The 26,614-nt window shown below is 47.5% G+C and carries 29 protein-coding genes and 1 pseudogene; 12 read left to right on the top strand and 18 right to left on the bottom strand.

Translation table 11 applies throughout. The features are described from left to right. Positions 1 to 7 precede the first annotated feature (7 nt). The 9 genes and pseudogenes from flgE to VIC_RS24270 all read left to right on the top strand — a co-directional run bounded on the left by flgE (position 8) and on the right by VIC_RS24270 (position 8,563). Positions 8 to 1,203: pseudogene (gene flgE / locus VIC_RS24310) on the top strand (flagellar hook protein FlgE). An 11-nt stretch (positions 1,204 to 1,214) separates the two neighbouring features. Next, complete coding sequence (gene flgF / locus VIC_RS24305; protein ID WP_006963057.1) at positions 1,215 to 1,946, top strand: flagellar basal-body rod protein FlgF; 732 nt, start codon at positions 1,215 to 1,217, stop codon at positions 1,944 to 1,946. Positions 1,947 to 1,967: 21 nt separating this feature from the next. Further along, positions 1,968 to 2,753 carry a flagellar basal-body rod protein FlgG gene (gene flgG / locus VIC_RS24300; protein WP_006963056.1) on the top strand — a complete coding sequence of 262 codons (786 nt, stop codon included), beginning with the start codon at positions 1,968 to 1,970 and terminating at the stop codon, positions 2,751 to 2,753. A 25-nt stretch (positions 2,754 to 2,778) separates the two neighbouring features. Next, positions 2,779 to 3,450, top strand: coding sequence for a flagellar basal body L-ring protein FlgH (gene flgH / locus VIC_RS24295; protein ID WP_006963055.1), 672 nt, complete (start codon positions 2,779 to 2,781; stop codon positions 3,448 to 3,450). Positions 3,451 to 3,563: 113 nt separating this feature from the next. Continuing rightward, the gene (locus tag VIC_RS24290; protein WP_269148053.1) at positions 3,564 to 4,661 is read left to right on the top strand and encodes a flagellar basal body P-ring protein FlgI; all 1,098 of its coding nucleotides are present in this window, start codon (positions 3,564 to 3,566) and stop codon (positions 4,659 to 4,661) included. Positions 4,662 to 4,670: 9 nt separating this feature from the next. After that, complete coding sequence (locus VIC_RS24285; RefSeq protein WP_006963053.1) at positions 4,671 to 5,216, top strand: rod-binding protein; 546 nt, start codon at positions 4,671 to 4,673, stop codon at positions 5,214 to 5,216. Then, positions 5,217 to 6,590 (top strand): flagellar hook-associated protein FlgK, encoded by a 1,374-nt coding sequence (gene flgK, locus VIC_RS24280; RefSeq protein ID WP_006963052.1) that lies wholly within the window; start codon positions 5,217 to 5,219, stop codon positions 6,588 to 6,590. Positions 6,591 to 6,605: 15 nt separating this feature from the next. Then, complete coding sequence (gene flgL, locus VIC_RS24275) at positions 6,606 to 7,502, top strand: flagellar hook-associated protein FlgL (RefSeq protein ID WP_006963051.1); 897 nt, start codon at positions 6,606 to 6,608, stop codon at positions 7,500 to 7,502. Positions 7,503 to 7,519: 17 nt separating this feature from the next. Then, the gene (locus tag VIC_RS24270) at positions 7,520 to 8,563 is read left to right on the top strand and encodes a hypothetical protein (protein WP_006963050.1); all 1,044 of its coding nucleotides are present in this window, start codon (positions 7,520 to 7,522) and stop codon (positions 8,561 to 8,563) included. 94 nt (positions 8,564 to 8,657) lie between these two features. Here VIC_RS24270 and VIC_RS24265 read toward each other — a convergent pair whose 3' ends face one another. The 18 genes from VIC_RS24265 to VIC_RS24180 form a co-directional block, all read right to left on the bottom strand. Further along, entirely contained in the window at positions 8,658 to 8,945 is a 288-nt protein-coding gene (locus VIC_RS24265) for a hypothetical protein (protein ID WP_019277544.1), read from the bottom strand. 48 nt (positions 8,946 to 8,993) lie between these two features. After that, entirely contained in the window at positions 8,994 to 9,986 is a 993-nt protein-coding gene (locus VIC_RS24260; protein ID WP_006963048.1) for a flagellar motor protein MotB, read from the bottom strand. Then, positions 9,986 to 10,843 (bottom strand): flagellar motor stator protein MotA, encoded by an 858-nt coding sequence (gene motA, locus VIC_RS24255; RefSeq protein ID WP_006963047.1) that lies wholly within the window; start codon positions 10,841 to 10,843, stop codon positions 9,986 to 9,988. The genes VIC_RS24260 and motA overlap by 1 nt, the downstream gene beginning before the upstream one ends. A gap of 9 nt (positions 10,844 to 10,852) precedes the next feature. Beyond that, the gene (locus tag VIC_RS24250) at positions 10,853 to 11,581 is read right to left on the bottom strand and encodes a FliA/WhiG family RNA polymerase sigma factor (protein ID WP_006963046.1); all 729 of its coding nucleotides are present in this window, start codon (positions 11,579 to 11,581) and stop codon (positions 10,853 to 10,855) included. A gap of 12 nt (positions 11,582 to 11,593) precedes the next feature. Then, complete coding sequence (locus VIC_RS24245; RefSeq protein WP_021458718.1) at positions 11,594 to 12,091, bottom strand: flagellar basal body-associated FliL family protein; 498 nt, start codon at positions 12,089 to 12,091, stop codon at positions 11,594 to 11,596. A 14-nt stretch (positions 12,092 to 12,105) separates the two neighbouring features. Then, on the bottom strand, positions 12,106 to 13,113 hold the full coding sequence (locus tag VIC_RS24240) for a flagellar hook-length control protein FliK (RefSeq protein ID WP_006963044.1): 1,008 nt from the start codon (positions 13,111 to 13,113) through the stop codon (positions 12,106 to 12,108). Positions 13,114 to 13,115: 2 nt separating this feature from the next. Then, complete coding sequence (locus VIC_RS24235; RefSeq protein ID WP_019277547.1) at positions 13,116 to 13,430, bottom strand: hypothetical protein; 315 nt, start codon at positions 13,428 to 13,430, stop codon at positions 13,116 to 13,118. Then, positions 13,414 to 13,800 (bottom strand): flagellar export chaperone FliS, encoded by a 387-nt coding sequence (gene fliS / locus VIC_RS24230; protein WP_006963042.1) that lies wholly within the window; start codon positions 13,798 to 13,800, stop codon positions 13,414 to 13,416. Before fliS ends, VIC_RS24235 begins: the two co-directional genes overlap by 17 nt. Before the next feature lie 21 nt (positions 13,801 to 13,821). Continuing rightward, positions 13,822 to 15,159, bottom strand: a complete 1,338-nt coding sequence (gene fliD, locus VIC_RS24225; protein ID WP_006963041.1) for a flagellar filament capping protein FliD — start codon at positions 15,157 to 15,159, stop codon at positions 13,822 to 13,824. A gap of 342 nt (positions 15,160 to 15,501) precedes the next feature. Further along, positions 15,502 to 16,335, bottom strand: coding sequence for a lateral flagellin LafA (gene lafA, locus VIC_RS24220; RefSeq protein ID WP_006963040.1), 834 nt, complete (start codon positions 16,333 to 16,335; stop codon positions 15,502 to 15,504). A 191-nt stretch (positions 16,336 to 16,526) separates the two neighbouring features. Further along, positions 16,527 to 17,333, bottom strand: a complete 807-nt coding sequence (locus tag VIC_RS24215; protein ID WP_006963039.1) for a hypothetical protein — start codon at positions 17,331 to 17,333, stop codon at positions 16,527 to 16,529. Continuing rightward, positions 17,326 to 19,416, bottom strand: a complete 2,091-nt coding sequence (gene flhA, locus VIC_RS24210) for a flagellar biosynthesis protein FlhA (RefSeq protein WP_006963038.1) — start codon at positions 19,414 to 19,416, stop codon at positions 17,326 to 17,328. The genes VIC_RS24215 and flhA overlap by 8 nt, the downstream gene beginning before the upstream one ends. Positions 19,417 to 19,446: 30 nt before the next feature. After that, entirely contained in the window at positions 19,447 to 20,574 is a 1,128-nt protein-coding gene (gene flhB, locus VIC_RS24205; RefSeq protein ID WP_006963037.1) for a flagellar biosynthesis protein FlhB, read from the bottom strand. Further along, entirely contained in the window at positions 20,571 to 21,347 is a 777-nt protein-coding gene (fliR, locus tag VIC_RS24200) for a flagellar biosynthetic protein FliR (RefSeq protein WP_006963036.1), read from the bottom strand. Before fliR ends, flhB begins: the two co-directional genes overlap by 4 nt. After that, positions 21,347 to 21,616: a flagellar biosynthesis protein FliQ gene (gene fliQ / locus VIC_RS24195; RefSeq protein WP_006963035.1), complete on the bottom strand. Its 270-nt coding sequence runs from the start codon at positions 21,614 to 21,616 to the stop codon at positions 21,347 to 21,349. Before fliQ ends, fliR begins: the two co-directional genes overlap by 1 nt. Positions 21,617 to 21,627: 11 nt before the next feature. Then, positions 21,628 to 22,386: a flagellar type III secretion system pore protein FliP gene (fliP, locus tag VIC_RS24190; protein WP_006963034.1), complete on the bottom strand. Its 759-nt coding sequence runs from the start codon at positions 22,384 to 22,386 to the stop codon at positions 21,628 to 21,630. A 14-nt stretch (positions 22,387 to 22,400) separates the two neighbouring features. Beyond that, a complete protein-coding gene (gene fliN, locus VIC_RS24185; RefSeq protein WP_006963033.1) occupies positions 22,401 to 22,769 on the bottom strand; it encodes a flagellar motor switch protein FliN in 369 nt (122 codons plus the stop codon). Continuing rightward, the gene (locus tag VIC_RS24180; RefSeq protein WP_006963032.1) at positions 22,769 to 23,584 is read right to left on the bottom strand and encodes a FliM/FliN family flagellar motor switch protein; all 816 of its coding nucleotides are present in this window, start codon (positions 23,582 to 23,584) and stop codon (positions 22,769 to 22,771) included. Before VIC_RS24180 ends, fliN begins: the two co-directional genes overlap by 1 nt. A gap of 502 nt (positions 23,585 to 24,086) precedes the next feature. On the opposite strand from VIC_RS24180, the gene VIC_RS24175 reads away from it, so the two are divergent. The 3 genes from VIC_RS24175 to fliE are packed head-to-tail and all read left to right on the top strand — an operon-like array spanning position 24,087 to position 26,614. Next, positions 24,087 to 24,911, top strand: coding sequence for a MotY family protein (locus tag VIC_RS24175; RefSeq protein ID WP_039952640.1), 825 nt, complete (start codon positions 24,087 to 24,089; stop codon positions 24,909 to 24,911). A 2-nt stretch (positions 24,912 to 24,913) separates the two neighbouring features. Further along, positions 24,914 to 26,245, top strand: coding sequence for a sigma-54 interaction domain-containing protein (locus VIC_RS24170; protein ID WP_006963030.1), 1,332 nt, complete (start codon positions 24,914 to 24,916; stop codon positions 26,243 to 26,245). A gap of 12 nt (positions 26,246 to 26,257) precedes the next feature. After that, entirely contained in the window at positions 26,258 to 26,614 is a 357-nt protein-coding gene (gene fliE / locus VIC_RS24165) for a flagellar hook-basal body complex protein FliE (RefSeq protein WP_006963029.1), read from the top strand.

Below are 26,614 nucleotides of genomic sequence, written 5' to 3'. Positions count from 1 at the left end.
GTTAGTTATGAGTTTTAATATTGCCCTAAGCGGTCTTGATGCGACCAACACAGAGCTGAATACCATCAGCCACAATATTGCCAACGCATCGACTTACGGATTCAAGGGAGCACGTACTGAGTTTGCGGCTGTTTATAACGGAATGCAGCCAGGCGGCGTGGAAGTCGCTTCCATCTCCCAAAACTTTGATAAAAATGGTTCGGTGAGCGGAACGGGTCGTGCAATGGATTTGGCGATCAATGGCAATGGCTTCTTTGTGACCAAAGACAGCGCGGGGCAATTGCTTTACACCCGTTCAGGTGTATTTGGCACTGATAAAGACAATTACGTCATAGGTAACACAGGCGCCAAATTGCAAGGTTACAGTGTTGATGGGAACAACAATCTGCTCACGGGTGCAACGGGTGATATCAAGATCTCGACATCCTCATTGGCGGCTAAAGCGACTGATAAGATGGAGTTCATTGCCAACCTAGATGCAACGAATTCGATTGTCGATCAGACCGTGAATCCGTTTGACCCTAACAATACTGATTCATTCAACTCTTCTTACACGACAAAAGTTTACGACTCACAAGGCAAGCCACATACCGTAACGCAGTACTTCACTAAAACTGCTGACAATGTATGGGAAGTGAATGTGCAAGTTGATGGAGGTGCGGGCGCGGTTTCCACTGTGGCGATGACGTTCAATCCAGATGGTTCAATTGCGACGCCGACAGGCGCTTATAACGTTTCGTTCCCGGCTGCGGGCGCAAACCCAATGAGCATCGACATTGACCTGTCAGGCAGCACTCAATTTGGCACAGGCTTTGGTGTTAGCACTAACAACCCGAATGGTTACACATCGGGTGAACTCGCGGGTGTTCGCGTAGAGGATAACGGCATGGTCTACGCCACATACACTAACGGTCAGTCCCAATTGCAGGGCCAAGTCGTGCTGGCAGATTTTGCTAACCCTCAAGGCCTCTCAAAAGTCAGCGGCACTGCTTGGACTCAAAGTTTCAGCTCAGGTGCGCCAGTAATGGGTGTCCCAGGTTCTGGCACTTTGGGTGATCTAACACCGGGAGCGCTAGAAGGTCAAACGTCGATCTGACGAGCGAGTTGGTCAATCTGATGACAGCACAGCGCAACTATCAGGCGAATGCAAAAACCATTTCGACTAATGACAAACTGACTCAGGCGTTGTTTAACGCAATCTAACGGAGCCTGATATGGACAGTTTGCTATTCACTGCAACATCTGGCGCGAGTCGAGTACTCAAGGCTCAGCATGTTCGCTCAAACAACTTATCCAATGCGGATACCGCTGGTTTTCGTGCTGATATGGAGCGTGTCTCGAGTGTACAGCTTCAGGGCTCAGGTTTTGATGGCCGTACTATGGTTGTGACTAACTCTGCGTCTACTCGTTTTGATGAAGGTGACATCGTCAAAACAGGTCGCGCTTTGGATGTTGCCGTTATGGGGGAAGGCTATCTGACCGTTCAGACTGCAGATGGCCAGGAAGCGTATACCCGGGCAGGTAACATCAAAGTCGATCCGTTTGGCGCTTTATCTATTAATGGCTTCGCGGTTATCGGTGAAGGTGGCCCTTTGGTTCTGCCAGATTATCAGAAAGTTGAAATCAGCGAACGTGGTCGTATTTCTGTCGTACCTCCGGGTGGTGGTGCGGAGCTTGAAGTAGGCACGTTGAAGTTGGTGAAGCCGGAAACCAATCAACTGCAGAAAGAGAGCGATAGCTTGCTTCATAGCGTTGATGGCAACCCATTTGAGGTTGACCAAACCGTTCAACTTGCGCCAGAGCATATTGAAGGCAGTAACGTATCAGCAATTGATGAACTGCTGAACGTGATGTCTCTGACACGTAACTTTGAAATGCAGGTGCGGATGATGAAAACCGCAGAGACTTTGGCGCAGGCCGGTAACAAATTAATGTCGTCACGCTAGGCGCGGCGCAAGGAGTAGAAAATGCACTCAGCTTTATGGGTAAGTAAAACGGGCATGGCAGCCCAAGACACCAAAATGACTGCCATTTCCAATAACCTGGCAAACGTTAATACCGTTGGCTTTAAGCGTGACCGAGTAGTGTTTGAAGATCTGTTTTACAGCATTCAACGCCAACCGGGAGCGCTGGTGGATCAGGTTAACGAGCTGCCAGCAGGCGTTCAGTTAGGTAGTGGTGTACGAGTGGTGGGCACACAGAAGGTGTTCACTCAAGGCAATACACAAAACACCAGTCAGGAGTTGGATCTTGCTGTGATGGGGCAAGGTTTTTTTCAGATCGAAAATTCCGATGGCCAGATCATGTACACCCGCAACGGCCAGTTTCACGTTAATTCGGAAGGCTTGATGGTTAATAGCCAAGGCCTGCCTTTAGAACCGCAAATCCAGATCCCAGAGAACGCGTTATCTGTTTCTGTTGGTGTGGATGGCACGGTGTCCGCTACTACAGCTGACAGCACTGCACCACAAGAACTCGGTCAAATCACCTTAGCGAAATTCATCAACCCAGCCGGCCTAGAAGCCGTGGGCGGAAACTTGTTCCGTGAAACGGAAGCCAGTGGTCAGGCGGATGAGCTGATTGCCGGAGAAGACGGCGTAGGCAGCATTAAGCAAGGCTCTTTAGAAGGCTCAAACGTGCAGGTGGTGGAGGAAATGGTCGACATGATCACGACTCAGCGCGCTTACGAGATGAATGCCAAAGTCGTTTCGGCTGCGGATGACATGCTGAAGTTTGTCGCTCAGTCGGTGTAACCGTTAAGTAATAAAGGAACAGGGAATGAAGGCATTATTGAGAGTGTGGCCTCTGGTTGTCATTTTGCTTGCTGGGTGTGCTGGTCGTCAGGAGTTTACGCCTCCTGAGCCTGATGAAGAAAAATACGCACCACCTACGCTGGATTATTCACTTCCAGCTGCACAAAACGGCAGCCTCTATCGTCATCAATACTCCATGACCCTGTTTCAGGACAGGCGAGCATACCGTGTTGGCGATATGCTCACGGTCGTCCTGTCCGAAGAAACGGAATCGAGCAAAAAAGCCGATACCAAGTATGGCAAGAACTCGAGCGTTGGTTTTGCTGCACCGAGTTTAGGAGGCAAAACCATCGATGAGCTCGCCGCCAGTGTCGACGCTCAACGCGCTTTTGATGGCAGTGCTTCCAGCTCTCAGGGAAACAAGCTCGAAGGCGCTATCACAGTAACAGTTCATGAAGTGCTGCCTAATGGTGTCTTGCGTATCAGTGGAGAAAAATGGATTCGTCTCAATCAAGGGGATGAGTTCATTCGCCTAACAGGCATCGTACGTGTTGATGATATCAGCCGTAACAATCAGGTCTCTTCCGCACGAATCGGTGATGCGCGAATTACTTATTCGGGTCGAGGCACTTTAGCTGATAGCAATGCTGCTGGCTGGTTAAGCCAATTCTTCAACAGTCCTTGGATGCCGTTTTAATGAAACAGAAAATGACTATGTTTACCGCCGTTCTTAGCTCTCTATCTCTTCGATTCAGCCCGTTTCGCTATGCGCATGAGAAGAGGGTTGCCAATAAAAGAGATTCATTCTTGATGGGGATGCTGCTGGTGTTGTCACTAGGGGCAGCGTTACCTGCTCAAGCTGAAGTTGAAATCCCTATCATGGACTTAGTTGATGTTCAGGGTATTCGTGAAAACCAATTGGTTGGTTACGGTCTAGTGGTTGGCCTAGACGGGCAGGGCGACCGCAATCAGGTGAAATTTACCGCGCAATCCATCACTAACATGTTGCGACAATTTGGTGTTCAAATCGACGACAGTACCAACCCTAAGTTGCGCAATGTGGCTTCAGTGAGCGTCACTGCAACCGTTGAACCGATGGCAGGTGCGGGCCAGACATTGAATGTAGTGGTGTCTTCCATCGGTGATGCCAAGAGCTTGCGAGGCGGTACCTTACTGCTGACACCATTGCGCGGCATCGATGGTGAGGTGTATGCCGTTGCTCAGGGCAACGTCGTCGTGGGCGGCGTGTCTGCTGAAGGAAAAAGCGGTTCTAAAATCGTCATTAATACGCCTACGTCAGGTCGTATCCCTGGTGGAGCGACACTCGAACGAGAAGTACCCAATGACTTTTCAGAGCAAGATAACGTGGTACTGAACCTGAGAAAACCAAGCTTTACGACAGCTAAGAATATTGCTCGTGAAATCAACAACATTTTCGGACCTAAGGTCGCAGTAGCAAAGAACAATGTTCGTATCAGCGTCAAAGCACCCAAGGACAGCCAGCAGCGTGTTGTTATGATGTCCATGCTGGAAGAAATCAGCGTGGCGGAAGGACGTAAGCCTGCGCGCATCGTTTTTAACTCTCGTACCGGTACCGTTGTGATAGGTAAGAGCGTCAAGGTCAGTGAAGCCGCGGTGAGTCATGGAAACTTAACGGTCACCATTGCAGAGTCGCAACAGGTCAGTCAGCCAAACGCGTTTGCTGATGGTGAAACAAAAGTTGTCGACCAATCGTTATTAGACGTCAGCGAAGAGCAAGCGCAAATGGTGATCTGGCCTCCGGGTACTGAACTCAACACGATCGTCAGTGCGGTAAACAGTTTAGGGGCGACGCCAACGGATTTGATGTCGATTCTGCAAGCCTTGCATGAAGCAGGTGCGTTGAACGCAGAGCTGGTAGTGATTTAAGGAGTTTTTATGAAATTTGACGGACTGAATGAACAGTCACAAATGAACTCGGTGCTTTATCACGATAACAGCGCTCTGATGAACATAAAGAACAGCAACGAACAGGGAGCCGCACTGGAGACTGTGGCGGGCCAGTTTGAAGCGATGTTTTTGCAGATGGTGCTGCGCCAGATGCGCAGTAGCAGTGACGTGTTGGCCGATGAAGACAGTCCGTTTTCCAGCCAACAACAAGGTGTTTTTCGCGATATGTACGATGGTCAGCTAGCGATTGAAATGTCTAAGAAACAGCATTCTGGCATTTCAGAAATGTTGATTAAGCAGCTCAGTCCTTCGATTTCGGAAGTGGAATTTGAAACCAGTGCGTCAACCTTATCGGCGAATGACAATCTCAATGAGGTGGAAGCAAGCTCACACGCTGAAGCATCTGTAACATCTAATTCGGACCAGGCGCTTCATTCCACTCAGGAGACGGTCGCCTCAGTTAGACAAATGTTGGGCGAAGTCAGCGTGACTACAGCCTTCGCCCAACCATTGATTCGAAAAATGGAGCTGTAAATGAACCTCGTCAATATCGCCCTTTCCGGCCTCAATGCGAATCGAGTGGCACTGGATGTCACGGCGCAGAATGTCTCCAACATCAATACACCGGGGTACAGCCGTCAACAAGCCTTGATGGCTTCTGTTGGTGGAACGAAACACGACAAGCTAAGCCCAGGGCTGGGCGTTGAAGTGACCAGCATCCGTCGAGTGACGGATGAGTTTCTAGTCAAGCAAACTTGGGCGACAAACAGTCTTTCTGCTTACGCTACTCGATACAGCAGCACGATGAGCCAACTGGAAAACACACTCGGCGCTGACGGTTTCAGCCTCTCAGCTGGTCTGGATACGCTATTTTCAGCTCTGAATGATGCAACGGTAAAACCAGAATCGGTCCCTTATCGCCAGCAAATCATTAATGAATCAGAAGCCCTTGCGCGTCGTTTTAATACCCTCACCGAATCGCTTTCTCACCAGCATAAAGACGTCAATGACCAGCGCAATGCGGCTATTTCTCATGCCAACAGCTTGATGAGTAACATCGCTGATGTGAACAAGCAGATTGTTGAGATGGAAGGCACAGGGGGTAACCCGGCTCAGTTAATGGATACTCGTGATGCGTTAATTGGTGAGCTGTCTAAAGTTGTGGAAGTGAAAACGACGTCACAGGCCGATGGCAGCTTGCAGGTTACGCTTTCTTCTGGACAGCCACTGGTCATGGGTGGAGATGCTGCAGTGCTTAAGGCCGTGCCTGATCCAAGCGATCCATATCTTGCCGATTTGCATGTTGAGTTTGGTACTCAGAGTTTTGCGATTACTGATACACCGGGTGGGCAAGTTGGCGCACTGACCGACTATCAGACGGAGGTGCTAAAACCATACCGTTCTGCGATTGATGATATGGCTAAGGCGCTCGCTGATGAATTCAACGCATTGTTGGTAACCGGCCAAGACCTCAATGGCAATGCAGGTAAGCCCTTGTTCAGTTACGACCCTGCTAACCCAGCTGCAAGCCTGACGATTACCGACCTCAAACCAGAGGAGCTTGCTTTGTCTGGTGACGGTAATCCTGGCAATGCCGATGTGCTGGACAGCTTAATTGCAGTCAGCAACAAAGCCGTGTCAATCAGTGGTTTTGGTTCAGTCACGTTAAACGATGCGTTTGCTGCCATGGTGGGAGAAACGGCCATCAAAGCACGTCAGGCGGATGCGGATTATCAGGCGAAGCTGTCGATGAGCGAACAAGCAATGGCCGCCCGAGATAACGTCAGCGCAGTAAACAGTGATGAAGAAGCGGCAAACTTGATGACGTTTGCCAACGCTCACAACGCCAACATGAAAGTGATCAGCACAGCAAATCAGCTGTTTGATTCCGTTCTACAGTTATTCTAATTACAGGGAACTCAGATGAGAATTAGCGATACTCAATTCAGTCAGATGATGCTGCAAAGCTTGCAGATTAATAACGCCGGACTTGGACAAGTTATGCAGCAAATGTCCACCGGTGAACGTCTGACCAAATTGTCTGATGATCCAATGGCATCAGTTCAATTGCTTAACTTAGAGCGTGAAGGCTCAGCCATTACCCAGTACAAGAGCAATATTTCCAATGTGAAGACAGCATTATCCAACCAGGAAGTTCAACTTGACTCAGTGAATGAAAGCCTGAAGAAGATGAACGAACTGGTTCTATGGGGAGCGAATGGTACGTTAACCGACAGCGATCGTACTGGCATTATCAGCGAACTTGAAAGTCTACGTTCTTCTGTTGTTTCATCGTTTAACGCTCAGGATGAAGAAGGCCGTTACTTGTTCTCCGGAACTAAAACAGACACGGCAGCTTTGTCTAACGCGAGTGGGAGTTACGTAATCCAAGGCAACAGCGATAAACGCGTTGTGACAGTAGCGAAAGGTGTCACAATGGAATCCAATATGACTGCACAGGAAATTCTGGATCTAGGTGGCAATAACGTTCTTAACGATCTTGATGCTTTGATTGCAGAATTCCAATCACCCACACCAGCTTTTCGAACTACGGTTGAATCGACGCTCAGCTCTATCGAAGCAACATCCAGCAACGTGTTAGCTGCGATGACTGAAATGGGTGGTCGTCACAACAACCTGGATTTGATGGATAGTGCTCATGGTGAGAATAAGTTGTTTGTCGATAAGGTCAGCAGCGATCTCTCCGCACTAGATTATGGTGAAGCTTCAGTTCGTTTGAGTAACTACATGGCCGCATTGCAAGCGACTCAAGCCAGCTACGTTAAGATTAACGATCTCAACTTATTCGACCGCATCTGATAAGCAGGAATTGAAATATGGTAATGAGCACAGTTGAGGTTCGCCCCCACAATGTCAGATTGACTGGGCACGATAGAGCTTCTATTTCTCCTCCTCGTTCTTCGGAGTCTCATGGTGGCATAGGGCAGCGTAAACTAGCTGCCCAAAACCAAACACCAGCATCGTATTCGGTGTCTGGTGTTTTGCTTACTCAGGGGCAGCAAAATGCGACTTCAGTTCAGATTGCGACACGCTCCTTGCAAGCCATTGGCGGTGAATTAGCCAAGATAAAGCAAGGTCTCACTCGGGCAATGAACCTTGGTGCGGGTAATGTCGCTGGTTTAAAAGAAGGCTTAACAGGATCCAAAGCTAACATAGAGCGCATTCTAGACAGCGCACGTTTTGACGGTAACAAAGTGATCGACAACGAGTTGAAGCTCAAGATCGACAAAGCGGATATGCGTCGTTTCTCAATCCCTGGACTTAACATCCATCGCTTGAGTGACAAAGCTGAGCAAATTCGCCTGGATTTCCCGCAAGGCAACTCAGTGATGGTTCAATTTGATGGTCAGTCTGAGGGCAAGCAAACCGTTAAAATGTTAGACCGGAGTCTGATTCCTCTTGGGCTCAGAGCCACGCTGTCTGAGGACGGTACCATTCTATTTGAATCCTCCGAGAAGGCTTATCAGCAAATGCAGCAAAAGGTGATGGTCACTGGTCAGGGACATCGCTTTCCGGCAGGGCAATCCAATGTTATGACGCTCAAAGCTGAGCCAGAAGGCATTGCGGAGCTGAGTTTCGATTTAAGCTCTCGAGAAGGCATTAAACAGACCATTGCCAAGGTAAATCAGCACTTCCGTCAAGTACAGGTAGGGCTAGAGCAGGCAAGTGTGATTGGCTCTGAATTGACAATGCAAATGCAAACACTTCATAAGCAGTCTTCGGTTATTTCTGCTCACCAAGTCGAAGACAAACTTAAACTATTCGATGAGAACTCTGGCCAATTCTCAACAGCCTTTATGGCACTTAATGCTCAGGCGAACGTAAAACGTCATTCTGTGGTGGCGTTGATGAGAAGTTAAGGCGGAAACCCAGCTAAAATAATTTACCGATTTTTATTGCTCGTTTGGCTCTTCATTAATTGAAGAGCATTTTTTTGCCTAAAGGAAAGTCGCGTCAGACCAGAAAGAAGAAGTACAGGAAGCAGACGAAAGCCAGTAGCGTTGCCGATAACGTTGGGTAAATAATGTAAGAGTCGCGTTTATCGGTACGCTGAAAGCAGAGAAAAGTGAGTAGTACATTGTAGAGTAGCAACAGAGTGCTGATGGCCGTGCCTCCGTTTAGAGTCAGGTTATACAGCTGACTGAGAAACAAAGAAAGCAACACGTAGTCGATGACAATCAGCCACATAAAGGCTTTTTGTAATCCATCTTTTTTTGCGTGTCGGACCGTGTATTGAGGCATGTGCTTTTACGTTTGAGTTAGCAGGCGCTGCAAGAGCGCCTGAGAGAGTTAAAGTTGCTGAAGCTTTGGCTTCGAAGGAGCTTGAGTATCTGAAAAGTTAATCACTTCTTGGCGAATAACCGGCTGATTAAATTCCGCCTTCTGTTTGGCTTTTTGCAGTTCGCTGTCAGCATTATTACCAAAGAAGGTTTCCAATACCTTGGCGGCTGGCGTGGTGAGGATAAACAGCTCAATGCGTCGATTCTCACTCGATTCTGGTTCATCACCATTCAGTAATGCGCGATCTGACATCCCTGTGACTTGTAATACTCGCTCGTCGGGCATCCCTCCGGCAACCAGAGTGTGCCTAGCTGCATTCGCACGTGACGCGGACAGCTCCCAGTTAGAGCGACGTTCAACGTGACCTTTAAAGCGAGTAGAGTCAGTATGACCACTGATGATCAGTGGGTTCTCGACACGTTTAAATACAGGCGCTAATGCAAGAAGCAAATCTTCGAAAAATGGCGTCAATTCAGAGCCACCACGACCAAACATGTGTTGTTTGTAGTCGTCTTGAAGAACAATCCGTAGACCTTGTGGTGTTACGGTGACATTGACATTCCCCTGAGCGCTGATTTGTCGAACCGCTTCCTTAATGACTTTCGCCAGTGCAGCCAGTCGTTCCTGTGTGTCGAATGTGCCGGGAATCAGAGAGTCTGTTTCCGGACCTTCACCATCACCCTGAAAGAATGAACTGACAATGTGGGTAGAATCATGTCGGCTCGGTACGGAAGAGTCGGCGGCCAAATCAATAGGAGAGATACTTTGCGAGGTATCAAACGGATTACCGTAACTCTTATCAAACACGCTCGCACTTTGAAGGTGAGCAACAATCGCCTTACGCTCCTCTTTGTCAACAACCTGCATCACCCATAAGACCAGAAACAGTGCCATTAAGGCGATCATGAAATCAGCGAAAGCGACCTTCCAGGCACCTCCATGAAATTCATCGTCGTCGACAGTTTTTGTTCGTTTGAATACCACCTGTTCTTGTCTTTGCATTACCCCTCCTGCTCAGCGAGCCACTTCTCCATCTGATTGAACGTCGGTTTAATGTCTAACTGGATGTGTTTACGGCCAGCATCGATGGCAAGTAAGGTTGGCTTCTTCGCCACATAAGCCACAAGTGTTGCTCTGACGCACTCGAATGCGGTCATGTTGCGCTTCACGCGCTGTGCCATGGCATTGCTAAGTGGGTCAAGACAGCAGTAACAACCGAAGATACCAACGAATGTTCCAACCAGAGCCGCAGCGACGTGGTAACCCACAAGAGCGATTGAGCCGTCAATAGCCTGCATCGTAATGATGATGCCGCCGACCGCCGCTAAGATACCAAAGCCCGGCAGTGCTTCAGCTGTTCTCTGCATTGAGCGAGAAGGGAGGAGCATTTCTGTTTGAATGGCTTCGATTTCCTGTTCCAGTAAACCTTCTAATTCGTGAGGCGACATTTGACCCATGGCCATTAAACGCAAGTTGTCAGTAATAAATGAAATCAGGCGGTAATCTGAACCAACTTTCGGGTAGGCGAGAAAGATCGAGCTCTGATCTGGAGCCTCGATATGAGAATCGAGAAACTTAAAGCCTCTGCTGCGCGCTGTTTCAAGCAAGTTGTTAAGCAGAGCCATCAGCTCCATGTAGTATTCATATTCTTCGCGTGGTGCAGAGATGGTGGCACGAACTTGCTGACGCATCTCTTTCAGGACTTGTGGCGGGTTACCTATGATCAGAGAGCCAGCAGCGGCGCCAATGATGATCAGAAATTCAGCCGGTTGCCAGATAGCGCCAAGCTTACCGCCCGCCCACATATATCCGCCAAAGACACACAGTAAGACGGTGATAGCTCCAAAAAACTTTTGCATTTGTGACTCCTAGGAGGATAAGTAGTGGTTGAGTTGTTTGAGTGCTTGTTTGTGTAGCTGACAAATCCTCGGAGGCGTCAGATCAAGCACTAAAGCGATTTCGTGAAGGTTGAGTTCGTGTTGATAAAACAGCGTCAGTAGCAGTTGATCTCTTTTGGGCAGTTTATTCAGAGCAAATTCAAGACTGCGACGAGTTTGCTCATGGGACATTCCGTCATAAACAGCGTCAGATTGTGCTTCGATACCGTTTTCAATCAATTGATCCAGGCTTTGCATTTCTCCAGCCAATGCCGCATTTTGGCGAGTAAGATAATCTTGTTCGTCTGTTCCCAATGCTTTGATGATTTCGGCATCGGTCGGTTGCCGGCCAAGAGAGCGCATCAGATCACGAGTGACATCATTGAGCTCATGAGCTTGTTGACGCGTTTTTCGTGATCGCCAGTCAAGCCGGCGCAACTCATCCAGTATTGAGCCACGGATCCGACAGACCGCGAAGGCTGGGAAGTTGGGGTCCTCAACGTTTCCGTATCGACGGCCCGCTTCCAGTAAACCAATAAGGCCAATTTGCTGCATGTCTTCGATGCTGCAATGCGGTGTAGCATGGGCTCTGAGTTGATTGACGATACGGTTGACCAGCACTTGGTGCTGTTTGAGCAACTTGTTCTCATCAATAGGAATGGAAGGTGAACTGATTTCACCTTCGACGCCGTATTCTTCCTGAAAGTTCATATCCAACATGGGCCGTGCTCCTTATTGCACGACGTATTTCGTCAGCAAGACGTCATCGATATCGCGAAGAATGTCGGTTTTCTCAAAGGCTAGCAGCACCGTTTGTTTGACCTGATTCTGGAGCAGGTTAACTGCGCCGTCCTGATGCAGATCTTCGTAGGTTTTGTCGCTGAAAAGCTTCAGTAGTGAATTGCGCACAATTGGCATGTAGTCATCAATATTTTGAATGCGTTCTGGGCGGCGAGTTTCAATCGCGACTTCCAGCATGACGAAGTGGGTCTGGCGCTTTCCTTTAACGCTGAGGACAATTTTGTCCAGTGAGTGGAAACTAGGCGTCTGAGCTGGGTTGCGTTCTTCGGTAAGGAAGGCAAGGGGAGAATCTGCGAAAAATGATTCTGAATTGGTACTATTCCCCGATTGCTTTAAGAACCAAATTCCACCAACTACGGTTGCGGCTGAAACCAGGGCACTGGTGAGGATCATCGCTGAAAATACCGCGATCATTTGTTTTTTTGTCATAACCCTATTCCTAATTATGCGTGTGTGCTTAGCCAATGCTCTGATGGATCATTGGGATTGTCTGAATTGGCAAACTCGCGACTATCGAAAATGTGTGTTTGTTGTTCACCTTGATGAGGTGACTGGTCGCGTTCACTTTCTCCTGAGCCTACGTTGACGTCGACATGGACAAAGTTCTGGTCTTGCAACTCAGCTCGCAGCCGGTCAGAAACCTGAAGCAAGGCCTCGCGGGTTGCTGCCGCATTAGCGTTGATTTGCACATTGAGGCGGTCGCCATCAACGCGTACCAGCAAGTCCAGCTTTCCAAGCTCTGGCGGATCTAGACGGATCTTGGCTTCTTGCATGCTTTGTTGTGCTTGAAGTGAGACTCTGTCATGCAATACCTGCATCATTTGTTCGCCCCACTTAGCCGCACTGGTATCAACTTTTACTGCTGCCCATTCTGCTGTTTGTACAGACGTTGCTATAGGTTGCTGGTGAGAGGTTTGAGGCTGCGGTTGCACTTGTGTTGAGGCCAAGGTTTGCAGAACATTCTGAACTGATGGGCTCTGGCTTACAGGCGTGTCGATACTCAAAGGCCCGCTTGTCTGCTTCACCAGTTGATGGCTTATACTCTGCGGTGTCATTCTGTCTGACGAATTTGTGCCCACTGAGCCTGTCATAGCATCGAACGTTTGAGCACCGCTTGCTACTCGCTTTTGTTTCAGCTGTAGCAAAGCTAAAGCGTCCGTGGTTGCAGAGTGTTCTTTTAGTAGATGAGGCTTTGCAATCGGTAGCGTAGTCGTATGATCTGAGCTATTTTCCTGCCCTAACATTTCCTCGCTATCATCCGTTAAGGTCACGACAGTTTGTTCAGCATTTGGCTGACTGCCAGTAAGCGTCGATGCTGGTTGCCCCATGAGAGTAAAGCCAGTGTTTTGTTCGGCAGGCTGACCGAATCCACGGGCTTTTTGGATCGTACCATCAGCGGAGAACTGCTCTGGTCTTTGGCTTGTCATGGTGTGCAGTGAAGGTGTGTTCATTGCTAGTACTCCATGGTCATCGCAAGCTGGTAAGCTTTTGCACGTTCATGCTGAGCGTCGACAACATTAATCTCTGCTTCCAGTTCGTTAATGGCCTTATCCAGTGCGTCAAAAGCTTGTTTGTGTACAGCTTTCACTTCGGTAATGACAGGCGCGAGTCTAGGATCTTTGAGGTAGGGCTGATGGCTTTCCAGCAGCTCTCTCAATTGAAGGTCGTAGCGTTTTAAACCTTGCCAGTCCTGGGTTTTTGTCGCGATATGAATCAGTTTCGCGAGATGGCGAAATCGTTCAGGGGACACTTTATGCTTGCTGACCAAAACTCATCCACCCCTCACGTATATTGTTCATGACATGTTCCACACTGGTGAGTTTGTCCAGGTTGTTTTGTACGCTTGCCTGATAAAGCTCAACCTGACAAAAGTCGTATAGCTGGTGGAGGTTCTCAGCGATTTCGCCGCCATTCTCTGCATCAAGTGCGCTATCTAGGCCAACCAAAATATTCATGCACTTATTGATGCCAGCCCCTTTTTCTGCAAGGCGACCTGAGGCCATGTGGCCTCGAACTCGTTCAATTTCATTGAGTAGTCCGTCTATTAACATCACTACCAATTGATGTGGGTTCGCCGAGGCAGCCTGAGCATCAAGATCGACTTGTTGATAAGAGTTGTAGCCTGAGTCCATTAACATAAAAACGTCTCCTGGTGCCCATTAACCAAACATCGACATGGTTTGGTTCATTTGGCGCATAATGGTGTTCATTTGGGTAAATTGTTTGAGGTAGCGGTCGTAAGCCATATCGTATTTACGGTCCAGCACGACCTGTTTGTCATTGATGCGATCAATGTTCTGCTTTAGTGCGTCTTTGCGAGATTTAAACAAACCGGAAGAGAACTGCAGGTAAGGCTCGACGATGGTGTCGATGCTATCTAGCAGGTTGCCGTCACCGTTGAACATTGCTTCAAGGCCTGTACTGTTATCGATTTGAGCCTGCTCGAACTTTTCTGAATCGAGCTTCATTTTTCCGTCACGATCGATCTCAATACCGACCTGACTCAGGCGAAGGCCACCGAAATCTCCACGCACAACAGACTTCACCTGGCTTTCAATCGCTCGTAGGGTAGGGTCACTGGCTAGAACAGCCCGAGTGTTGTTTTCCGTGTCTACTTTGGTGTATTCGTCAACGGTCGACATCAACTTGTTATAGGCGTCGATAAATTTGTTGACCTGCTCTTTAGTGGCGTCATTGTCACCACCGACGCTGAGGGTTAACGGCGATTCGCCGGTTTCTTGGGCTTTGCTGACAGTGATGTCGAGGCCATCAATAGCATCACTAAACGTATTGCTACTGCCTTCGAGTTTAAGGCCTGAGTCTTTCGCCCCTAGCCAAATGATGGCGTCTTTTGCTTCGCTGATTTGATTGAGGTTGGTGAAGGCATCTTCAAACCAACTCTGTCCAGTCCCTGTCGCCGAGACTTCAATCTTGTTTGCTACCCCAGTTTCTTCACTGGAGAGCATGAAGTGGGTTTTGCCACCTGAGCGAACCAAGGTGGCGTTTACGCCCGGATTATCGGGGTCATTGTTGATGGCCGAAGTTAAGTCAGCCATGGTTGCCTTACCATCTCCATCACTGTCCAGAGTGGAAAGATCCAACGTCATTGTCTCGCCGTTGATTTTAAACTCGAGCGTGCCAGTCAGTGGCACTTCCGTTGTAGGCTCCAGATCGGCAGGCATGCCAGTTGATACCTGATGCGTTGTGGCGACTTGTTCTACAAAAATTTGGTAACTGCCCGTCAGTGCTTTGGAGTCAGCACTGGCAGTGAAGAACCCTTCACTCGACACAGTTGCGCTGTTTTTGATGATCCCTGATGTGCTGTTGTTCATTTCATTCACAGCAGTACGGAACTCACGCAATGCAGATTCGACTTTGCCAAGCGCATCCAGTTGAGATTGATACTGGGAAGCTTGAGTGGTGTAGCGTTGTCTAAACGACTGGACGTCAAAGGTTGCCAGTTGCTGTGCCATGGTTGCTGGATCGATCGAACTCATCAGAGTACTCCCTTGTCTTTTGTGTATGACCGTTGTGGTTCATACCATCATCATCTTTCTGATTTAATTAGAGAAATAGCAAGATGAATGCCATGCAGTTAGCTTTTAAATATCAATGACTTAAGCATTCATTCTTGGTTTTGCGGAAGTACGACTTCCCATTGCTGAGTTCCGCTGCTTCCTTGAATGAAACTCAGCTTTGCTCAATGTTTTAAGGCGACCAAATGGCAGGGTTTGTTAAATGAAAAAGGTATTGACTAGGAGTCTTAAAATGAAAAAAAGCCTCCGCAAGGGAGGCTAAAATCACTGGAGTAAAATAAATAGAAGAGTGTCTCTCGCCAATTAGCGAAGAAGAGACATTGCCATACCTGGCAGCTGGTTCGTTTGAGAAAGAACCGTTGTACCTGCTTGCATCAGCATTTGGTTCTTCGTCATGTTTGAAGATTCAATTGCGAAGTCAGCATCTGTGATTCGGCCTTTCGCAGCAGCAGTGTTTTCAGATACGTTTGCTAGGTTGTTGATGGTGTGCTCAAGACGGTTAATGTTTGCACCTAGTGATGAGCGCACAGTGTTAATAGTGTCAAACAAGCCGTCAACGGTACCGATTGCTGTGGTTGAATTAGCTTGGTTAGTTAGGTCACCGACAGCACCCGCAGAGAAATCAATAGCACCTAGATTGGTTGAAATATCAAGATCGAGTGTTTCAGTTGAAGATGCACCAATTTGGAATTTCACTGCGCCATCAAGTTTACCACCTGATAGGAGCTTTTGACCTGCACCGTATGAAGTTTCAGTTAGGATACGTGTAGCTTCTGCGGCTAGTTCGCCATATTCTGCGGTTAGTGCTGCTCGCTCTGAAGCTCCATTCGTGTCGTTCGCAGATTGTGTAGCAAGATCTTTCATACGGTAAGCAATGTTAGTCAGCTCCTCTAGTGCGCCGTCTGCCGTTTGCAGCATTGAGATTGCATCTTGAGAGTTACGCATTGCAACAGACATACCACGAGTTTGCGCTTCAAGTTTGTTTGCGATAGAAAGACCTGCTGCATCATCCGCTGCAGAATTGATACGCATACCAGTACTTAGGCGCTCCATAGCGGTAGAGAGTAGATCGTTTGTGCTGCTTAGTGTGTTCTGTGTAACTAGTGATGCGTAGTTAGTGTGCATTGATAAAGCCATTATGGTCTCCTTCGTTTTTCACAATACTCAGATTTTGGCTTCAGGATTTCCCTGGTCACTAACAGGAGGCGGACGATAAATATCGAAGATTAATTAAAAAGTTTAAATTACTGGAATATTTAGAGAATTGGCGCTGATTTAGTGAGGTTGATTCCACTAATTGGTGCTGTTAGCGCCAATTAGTGGATTAACTAGGCTTCGTATTCGTTGGTAAACGTCTTAAAAGAGAGTGAGGTTGGGATATCACTGAAGTAACCAAAATAGTAACTAGCGCCAAGTAATTTGTATTGGTTCAGCTCTTTTTGGCTGGCAACCCGACTGGCGACCCACTTTAGTTTATGCTTTTTCAGAAAACGAACGATGGGCAAAAAGGCCATTCGGTCCTCTTTATCTTCCAGTGACACCGAGAGTTTCAGCATTGCAGGCTCATAGCAAGCCAACTGCTCAAGTAAAGGGCAGGGTGGAGCAACTTCAAACCACAGCGCATAAGCATATTCTCCGACAAGCTCGATCAGGTTTTCTACCGACGAGGCAAACCCTAATGAATGGCTAAGTTGCAGTGAAGGAATAACATGCGCGAACGCTTTCTTATGGCAGAGAATAACTTGCTGCAAAAAATGTTCACCCTGCGGCCAGACAAGAGCTTCGACCTGAAGGGGGACGACGACGTTGCTGATTAAGTCCGGATGAAATGTATCTAGTTGAAAGCGGGTCTGGCGCAGCGCTAGGTACAGGCTGAACAAATCTAGGCAGTACTTGACCTTTTGAGACAGGTCGAACTGATACACACTTTGTTCACCGTCTCCGCCAAACCTGAGTGTTAGGTGCTGAAATTCGACTTCACCTGAGTCTGCTGAGCGGATAGCCTGACATGCATGCCGGATGTCGTTGTGGACCAATGCTTCATGGATGATTTGATCGTCTTCGGTCTCAAGGTGCTCTTCCATGAGCTTGGCGATGTATCTGTACATCGCCTGATGTGAGTTGAGGTTAGCCAAGGTTTCCTACCACGTTGATTTGTTTTGTTTCTGGTATTTCGTTGTATGACAATACCGCCAATCCTTGAGAAAACGTGCGAGCATAGCGGGCAATTAGCGGTCTAAGCTGCGGCATAACCAGGAGTATTGGTGCCAGCCCTTGCTGTTTTAGCTGCTGTTTTATCAAAGGTAAATTTTGTTGAAACTGAGCCAGAATGTTAGGTTCCACAGGGAAACTGTCGAGGTTCACACTGCCACTTGCTTGTGCCTGCTGAAGAGATGTCATCAGCATTTGTTCCAGTTCATCGGAGAGTGCATACACCTTCAGTTCCACTTTCTGACCTGCGATCAAGTTGACCAGAGTACGGCGCAATGCGCATCGCACATCAGCCGCCAGAAGTATCGGGTCTTTGGTGTTTTCAGACGATTCAAGCATGGTGTTCGAGATAGTACGAATATCTTGCAAAGGCACCTGATCAAGCAAAAGTTGACGATACACCTTCAGCTGCTGTGCTGGATTGAGTGCTGCGCCAAGAGCTTCTGCCAGCTTCGGCGCTTGCTGGGTCAGCCTCTGCATCATGGCATCAACATCATCGTGATTAAACAGCTCTGAAAGGTGGGTTTTGATCACTTTACTGATATGGGTTGCGATGACAGTCGCATCATCTACCACCTGATAACCCATATTGAGCGCTTTGGCTTTATCTGTGTGCTCAATCCAAACTGCTGGCAACTGATAGGCAGGGTCGCTGCCAAGAATGCCATCGACTTCGCCATACGTCTCGCCAACAGCAATCGCCATCAAACGCTCTGGCTCGATAAAGCCTTGCTCTATCGTTTCTCCATTGAGTGAAATGGTGTATTGGTTGGGTTTTAGGCTCAGGTTGTCACGAATACGCACTTCCGGTAGCAAGAAGCCGACTTGCTCAGACAGGTTACGCCTTACACCGCGGATTCGCTGGGTGAGTGGCGCGCCTTGTTCTTTGTTGACCAGATGAACCAGTCGGTAACCGAGTGCTAAAGACAGTGTGTGTACATGTGGAATGTCTTCCCAGCTTAGCGGAGTTTCTTCCTGTTGCATGGCCTGAGTGAGTACTTCGACGTCTTCAATCTGAGCATCATGAACGGGGCTTTTGTGTTGTCTCCAGGCTGCAAATGCAAGTACAGCAGCAAAAGTAAAGAAGGCAAGGTGAGGCATGCCAGGTACCATGCCGATGATTAGCATTACCGCTGATACAGTAAACAGAGTAGCCGGTGAAGCCAATAACTGCTTTTGCATGGTTTCTGACATATCGTTGTCGCTGTCGTTGATGCGAGTAACGATAATGGCTGCTGCGGTTGCTAAAAGCAGTGACGGTATTTGGGCTACTAAGCCGTCACCAATAGTCAGTAGCGCATAGGTTTTAAACGCCTCGGAGGCAGCAAGTCCGTGTTCAAATACACCGATGCTGATACCACCTGTGATGTTAATGAACAGGATAAGCAATCCGGCGATAGCATCACCTCTAACAAACTTTGACGCACCGTCCATAGAACCGTGGAAATCAGCTTCATTGGCCACTTCACGTCTACGCTGGCGGGCGGCTTCCTGATCGATCAAACCTGCATTGAGATCCGCATCGATTGCCATTTGCTTACCAGGTAAAGCGTCAAGCGTAAAACGTGCTGATACTTCTGAAATACGCTCACCACCCTTGGTGATCACCACGAAGTTGATGATCATCAGGATAACGAAAATCACCATACCGACTACATAGTTGCCGCCGATCACCACTTCACCAAAGGCCTGAATGACCTTACCTGCGGCATCACCACCATTGTGACCTTCGAGCAGGACGACTCGAGTTGAGGCGACGTTGAGCGTCAGTCGTAATAGTGTTGCCACCAACAAAATGGTTGGGAAAATGGAAAAGTCGAGTGGGCGTTTAGCCGTTGTACTGACCAACAGCACCAAAATGGCGAGCACGATATTAAAAGTGAACAAGGCATCCAATAGCAATGGCGGCAGTGGCAAGATGACCATAGCCAGCACCATTAGTAAGACCAGCGGAATACCGACAAAGCCTTTTGTGGAATGTTGTATCTGTTTTAACCGATTGAGCATAGGTTGGTGTCCTTGGGTAAATACGGATGATCAGTGTTGCAAATGCTTTGGAATGGTGAAGTGAGGTAAAGGCATTGGCTTTTCACCATTTCCGGTACGGAATGCTTTGAGTTGCATGACATACGTCAGAATATGCGCCACCGCGATATAGAGCTGGCTTGGAACGGCCTGTTCAATCGCAGTGGTGTAGTAAATGGAACGGGTAAGCGGTGGCGAGTTGATGATTTCAACCTGATTTTCACGAGCGATACGTTGAATATGCATCGCTGTTTCGTCCACGCCTTTGGCAACCACAAATGGGGCGTCTGATAACGCAGGGTCATACTTCATTGCTACGGCGTAGTGGGTCGGGTTGGTGATGACTACATCTGCTGTCGGTACCATCTTATCGATTTTACGCCGAGCAAATTGTTGTTGAATCTGGCGAATACGCTGCTTGACCTCAGGGCGTCCTTCGTTATTTTTGTATTCTTCTTTAAGCTCCTGCTTGGTCATTTTGAGCTCTTTCATGTGCTCCCAGCGTTGATAGGGGATGTCAATAACGCCGAATAGTAGTAAGGCAAACCCCATCATTAACAGGCCATCGAATAGAATTTGCATGACGTTAACCACACCTTGCTCCAGCGAAAGTCGCTGCATGCCCAATAAAGGTTGTAGGTGGTTATCGAGATAAGCGTAGAGCACGCCAAAAATGACCAGTACTTTGAGGGTCGATTTCAGCAGTTCAACCAGTGAACGCGTTGAAAACATCCGTTTTATTCCGCTGAGAGGGTTAAGTTTACTCAGCTTTGGAAAAACGTTCGCTAAACGGAACATCCATCCACCCAGCACCATAGTACTGGCAAGCGTAACGGCAATAATCACGACAAACATTGGCAAAAGCAGCGTAATGATCATGCCGAGGCTGTGGCCGAGCTGCTCGACCATTTGCTTAGGATTCGCTAAATCCTGTTTAGTCAGTGTCATGTTAAAGCGAAAGATACCCGCAATGCTTTCCCAAATTACTGGAAGCTGACTATAGAAATACACTGCAACAGCGAGAAAAATAGCGGCAGTCGTGAACTCTTTCGCTCTGGGAATCTGACCTTCCTGACGCGCTTTCTTGATTTTCTGCGGGGAGGCTTTTTCGGTTTTGTCCTGAGAGGATTGTTCGCTCATCCGCCCCCCACCATGAATTGATTCAGAAAACGTAGGGTGTCGTTGACCAGCACAGTATATCGGCTCGGCACACCAGACACAGAAATGAGCACGCTGAATAGCCCTAGCAGCATGGTCATTGGAAAGCCTAATGCATAGACATTCAGTGACGGTGCTGCTCGGTTCATCACACCAAAGCTGATGTTTGCTAACAACATGGAGACAATGGCTGGAAGGGCGAGTGCCAGTGCAGATGCAAACATCCAACTGAATAAATTAACGATGCCTTGCAGAGAAGCTGAAGTCAGACCGGAACCGACCGGCCAGACAACAAAACTCTGGATAAGGACATCGAGCATCACTAAATGACCTTCGAGGGATAAAAACAGTAAGGTGCAGAAAATCAGAAAGATACGACCAAGAATTGCCACGGACATGCCGTTGACAGGGTCGTTCATCATCGCCATGCCTAAGCCCATCTGCATTGAGACTATCTGGCCCAGCGTCGTAAAAATGGTAAACAGCATGTGCAAAATCAGGCCAAAGAATAGCCCCCAAATGGCTTGTTCGAAGGCGAGAAACAGCGAAGTCATCGAGAAAAACTCGACTGCTGGCATTGGCGGCATCAAAGGAGCAGAGATCATCACAATCGAGAGCGCCAGTAAGCTACGTACCCAGACGGGTATCAATGAGTCGCCAAAGAAAGGCATGGAGATAAATACCGCGCCTATACGGAAGAAAGGCCACCATAGCTGACCAAGGACGCGAGAAATTTCTGCGAAAGTGACCTCCATCAGCCAATCATTCCTGGAATATTGTGGAACAGGTAGTCGAACAGCTCCATGATTTTACGTAGCATCCAGTGCCCAGCAAAAATTACCATGAGTAACGTGACCAGAAGCCTTGGTAGAAAGCTCAGTGTTTGCTCATTGATTTGCGTGGCGGCCTGAAAAATTGCAATGCCAAGGCCGACTATCAGGCCGGGCACAACCAGCACTGCGACCATGGTGATAATCAGCCATACCGCATTGGAAAACAGGGTGACGGTCATTTCTGGTGTCATGTGAACTCCTGCTACCCAAAACTGGCGGATAATGTGCCGACCGTCATGGCCCAGCCGTCGACCAGAACAAACACCACCAGCTTGAATGGAAGTGAGATAATCAGTGGCGATAGCATCATCATACCCATTGCCATGAGGACACTGGCGACGACAAGGTCAATGATTAGAAACGGAATAAATAGCATGAAGCCAATTTGAAAAGCGGTTTTGAGCTCACTGATGACAAAAGCTGGCAGTACCACGGCAAATGAGATGTCCTCCAGCGCGGTATCGAGTGGCTCATTAGCAATGCGCAGCATTTGTTCCAGAGATGTCTGCTGAGTTTGTGCCAACATGAAATTGCGTACGGGCTTTTCTGCAACGGAAAACGCCTGCATTAAAGTAATTTCACCATTGTCGTATGGCTGGAAAGCATTCTGGTAAATGTCTGTCCAGACAGGGCGCATGATCAGTAGCGACAGCGCGAGTGCAATACCGACTAACACTCGGTTAGGTGGGCTTTGTTGGAGCCCTAACGCCTGACGCAGGATCGCGAGAACCACAATAATGCGGGTAAAGCTGGTGGCCATCAAAATAAATGCAGGAAGAAAACTCAGGGCTGTCATCAATAACAGAATCTGCAGTTTTACACTGTATTCTTGTTGGGTTGCTCCGTCACTGACAGACAAAATGGTTAAGCCTGACTCATTCGCAACAGAAGGGAAAGCGAAGAGCAGGCTAACCAAACCGATTAGGATCCCCCATCCCTGAAAGGAAGGTGACTTAGTCATGTTTCGGTGAACCCTTACTGAACCGCAGAAGTTAGAGCTGAATCGACGATATCAATCAGTCTCAGACCATATTTTTCGTTCACGACAACCACTTCCGCATGGCCCATCAGAGAGCCGTTGACTTTAACGTCCAGAGGTTCGCCATTGAGTTTGTCGAGCTCTATGACACTGCCTTCTCCAGCTTTCATCAGATCGCCCAAGGCGATATCTTTACTGGCAACCTCCAAAGTTACGGTAACAGGAATATTCTTGAAAAAGCTCAGATCACGTTCAGGAGTTGGTACTGCAGCATCGAGAATGTCGGTGTGTGTATCTTCTAATTGAAAGTCATCAAAGTTCAGTTCTTCACCATTAAATGCGGTGGTCTCTGTTGTCTCGCTCATTAAAAAGATTCCTTATCTTGATTAAGAATTAAAACTAGCTGCCCATCATTCTCCGCGACTCGACCAGAAAAAAGATGTTCTTGGCCAATACTGACGGGAGCTGAAGACAATAATTCGATGGGTAATACGTCGTTAGGCTGCAGTGAAATCAATTCACTGAGCGGCATGGTTTTTTTACTAAGTAAGACATTGAGCTTGACGGGAGTCGAAGCAAGAGATTGACAGAAAGGTTCGTACATTGACTCTTTGGGTTGTAGGTCCAGCTGTTCTGTCAATGTGGCAACAAGCAGTTCATCTAGCTTAACGTGAATGGTGCCTTGGTGGTCGTTGAGGTTGACGTCAATGGTTGCGTAAAGACCAGTTCCCTGTGCTGGCTCGAATTCGCAGTCAGACCACATTTCCTCTGGAGCCAGCCAGTTGATTATCAGCCGTCCGATTTTTTCCTGAAGCCGCAAGTCACTATTGTTAAGTGAAGTATGGCTTCTTTCCATTTTAGCGTCGTAAAAGCTGTCAGCTAATTTAATTAGTGTCTGGCTATCGGTATGGATAAATACTCGCCCGCCGCCATCATGTCGGAAAGTACTGATAAAAGATTTATCCATTTCACTTGGTGTAAAAGTATGCAGTGAAACTAGATTTATATTGGCTTCTGCATGATGAGTTTTTAACCAGTTTTGCAGCTCATACGTTAGGCCATTACACGAGGTAGATATTAAATCATCCAATTTATCTCGAATAACGTGAATAGGTTTCCCTAACGATTCTATGCTTAGAGGCTGATAATCTGGAATAGATATCTTGCTGCTACTTTCCATTTATATTTTACCGTGTCTTGACAAAGCGATTTTTAAATTTTCTAACTCAATTGGCGCAAGTCTACATAGAAATTTTTGTTCTAAATAACCCCGATTTATAAAATTTGTGACTTTACTCCATATGTTGATTTTAAGTCGTTATATATATCTTCTCATCAAAAATAAAACAGGTTAGTTTGCGATACATACAAATGATGAATGACGATTTTTTGTCGTTATCAGTCACTTGTTCTGTTTTATCTTTATGGTTTTAAATGATTTTTATTGATTTGTTACATGTTAATTACATCGCGATGATGTCATGAACTAACGGTCAATATATAAACAAGTTCCAATTTCTCGAAATTCCAAGAGATAAATTATTTAATTCGAATAGATGATTCTTCTGTTTATTTAATGGCACTCATATAACATCATGAACACGAAAGCTCCGAAATTATATTTATTAGCTTTACTCTTTCATTGTTCTTCTTCTCTCGCTGACACTGAGGTTGAAGTCCCTATGGATGAAGTAAATTGGCTTTATAAAGGAAGTAGCTTAGCGTGTAATTTGAAGTATGAAGATTCTTCCTATGGGAAGTTTTATTTCCGCTCTGAAGAAGTCAGTAAAATATATTTCCACTCTCAAGTGGAAAAAAACAATAAAAATTGGAACAGCGCTAAGTTATATAGTTCTCCAGCACCATGGAGTGCGGTAAATGAACTCAGACTCATAAGTCAGAATGTCGCTATTAATAATCAGCGTTCTACGTTTCAGCATAATATTGATGACTTATTGAACAATATTGAATCAGGACATTGGATAAAGTTTGCTTTTGGCGGAAGGGACGCTTCCGATAGCATGACTTATATTCTGCCGACGATTCGCATTCAGAAAGCATTAGCCCAATTTCGTCGTTGCCAATCATCGTTACCGGGCATGTCCTATGCTCAAGCCCGAAACCTCACTCTCTCATTTGACCTAGGCCAACGTCATTTAACCGTCCAGCAAACGAATACTCTGGGTGCGCTTTACACTTATCTGCGCGCCGATAAAAACATCAGCAAAGTTTTGATTGATGGCTACACCGACAACGTCGGTTCCAACGTCGCTAACCTAACCATCTCTAAGCAACGAGCAGATTTGGTTGCGAAAGCACTTAAAAAATCTGGCGTAGAGGCCGCAAGAATAGAAGTACGGTCTCATGGTTCTCGATACCCCATCGCTAGTAATTCAACACCAGAAGGGCAGGCTAAGAACCGCCGCGTGACTTTAAGGCTGGTGCGCAATGATGAAGCAGTAGTACCAAAACAAAATATAAAAATGAACGATAGGGAAAAGGCTTAAAGATGGCAGAGACAAATATCTTGTTAGTTGAGCCAAAGGATGAATTTGCTCAGCCAGTTATTAGAGTGTTAGAGGATTCGGGTTACCGTGTGACTCATTCTCGGACTGGGCGAAGTGCACTGCTTGAGGGCGCTGCGCCGATTACTTTGGTGAGTTCAAATTTGCCTGACATGTGCGTCAGAGAGTTCGTCAGTTGTCACCAAAAGACATCAAGCAATGGCGTTGCTATTGCAATCGTTGAACAAGAGCAGGGAATCTTAGCCGCTGAAACAATGAAAGCTGGTGCGACGGATTACCTGCTTCGTCCTTTTGAAAACAGCCAATTAGTAAACCTACTGCGTCGTGTTGAGGTGATTGGCAAACCAATGGCAAACATTGTTGCTGAATCATGGCGGAGCAAACAGGTACTTCAGCTAGCTCACCGTGCAGCTTGCACGAATGCCAGTGTTTTGGTTACCGGAGAATCTGGAACCGGTAAAGAAGTGCTGGCGCGTTATGTCCACGAGCATTCTCCACGATCAAGTGGCCCTTTTATCGCAGTAAATTGTGCCGCCATCCCCGAATCTATGCTTGAGGCGGTCTTGTTTGGCCATGTGAAAGGTGCTTTCACTGGTGCCACTCACTCGCAAAGCGGTAAGTTTGAAGAAGCGAACAACGGAACGATACTGCTGGATGAAATTGGTGAGATGTCGCCAGCGGTTCAGGCCAAACTATTGCGCGTACTTCAGGAGCGTGAAGTTGAGCGAGTGGGTAGTCATAAGCCGATTCAGCTTGATATTCGGGTCATTGCCGCCACGAATAAAGATCTGCGCGAAGAAGTGAAAAATGGCACGTTCCGTGAGGATCTTTATTATCGATTGGATGTTTTACCCTTGCATTGGCCTCCACTGCGAGAGCGCAGCGAAGACATCCTACCGATCAGTCAGTTCTTCATTAATAAATATCAAGATGGCAGTCAGTGTCACCTATCTCAAGATGCCATGATGGCGCTCAGTCAGTATCACTGGCCCGGAAACATTCGAGAGCTGGAAAACGTTATCCAACGAGCATTAGTCATGCGACACGGTGACTACATTACTGCGCATGATCTGATGTTACCAGTTGAGTTAATCAGCCCTGTCCAGACATCGACGCCTTCTCAGAGCATGGGGCATGTTGAGGCTAAGAAACAAGCTGAGTACCAGTATATTCTCGAACAACTTCGCCAGTATGGCGGCAATCGCACCAAGACAGCAAACGCACTTGGCGTCACTACGCGCGCTTTGCGCTATAAGTTAGCGGCAATGCGCGAACAAGGTATTGATCTACAGTCGGCCCTAGGCTCGGCTGCTTAAGGAGGATAAGTTATGGCAAGTCAACCAATAAACAGTGCGATGACCGCAGAACAGCTAATGCTATCCAAGATGGATGCAATGCGCGCTCAGATTCAACCGGAGTTCGTGGTTTCTGCTAATCCACTTGATGTGCAGCAGGTGAATCAGCCTCTCTCATTTTCCACAGCGATGACCAATGTGCTTGATACGGTCAATCAGCATCAATCGGCTGCCAGCCAAAAAATGACCGCGGTAGAAACGGGTCAGAGCGATGATTTAGTCGGAGCAATGATTGCTAGCCAGAAAGCTAGCCTGTCATTCAACGCTTTGATGCAGGTACGCAACAAGGTCGTGACCTCGTTTGAAGATATTATGAAGATGCCGGTGTAA

Source organism: Vibrio coralliilyticus ATCC BAA-450 (assembly GCF_000176135.1).
Classification (GTDB): Bacteria; Pseudomonadota; Gammaproteobacteria; order Enterobacterales; family Vibrionaceae; genus Vibrio; species Vibrio coralliilyticus.
Note: the sequence above shows the minus strand (reverse complement) of the source record. Positions and strands in the feature narration are given on the sequence as shown.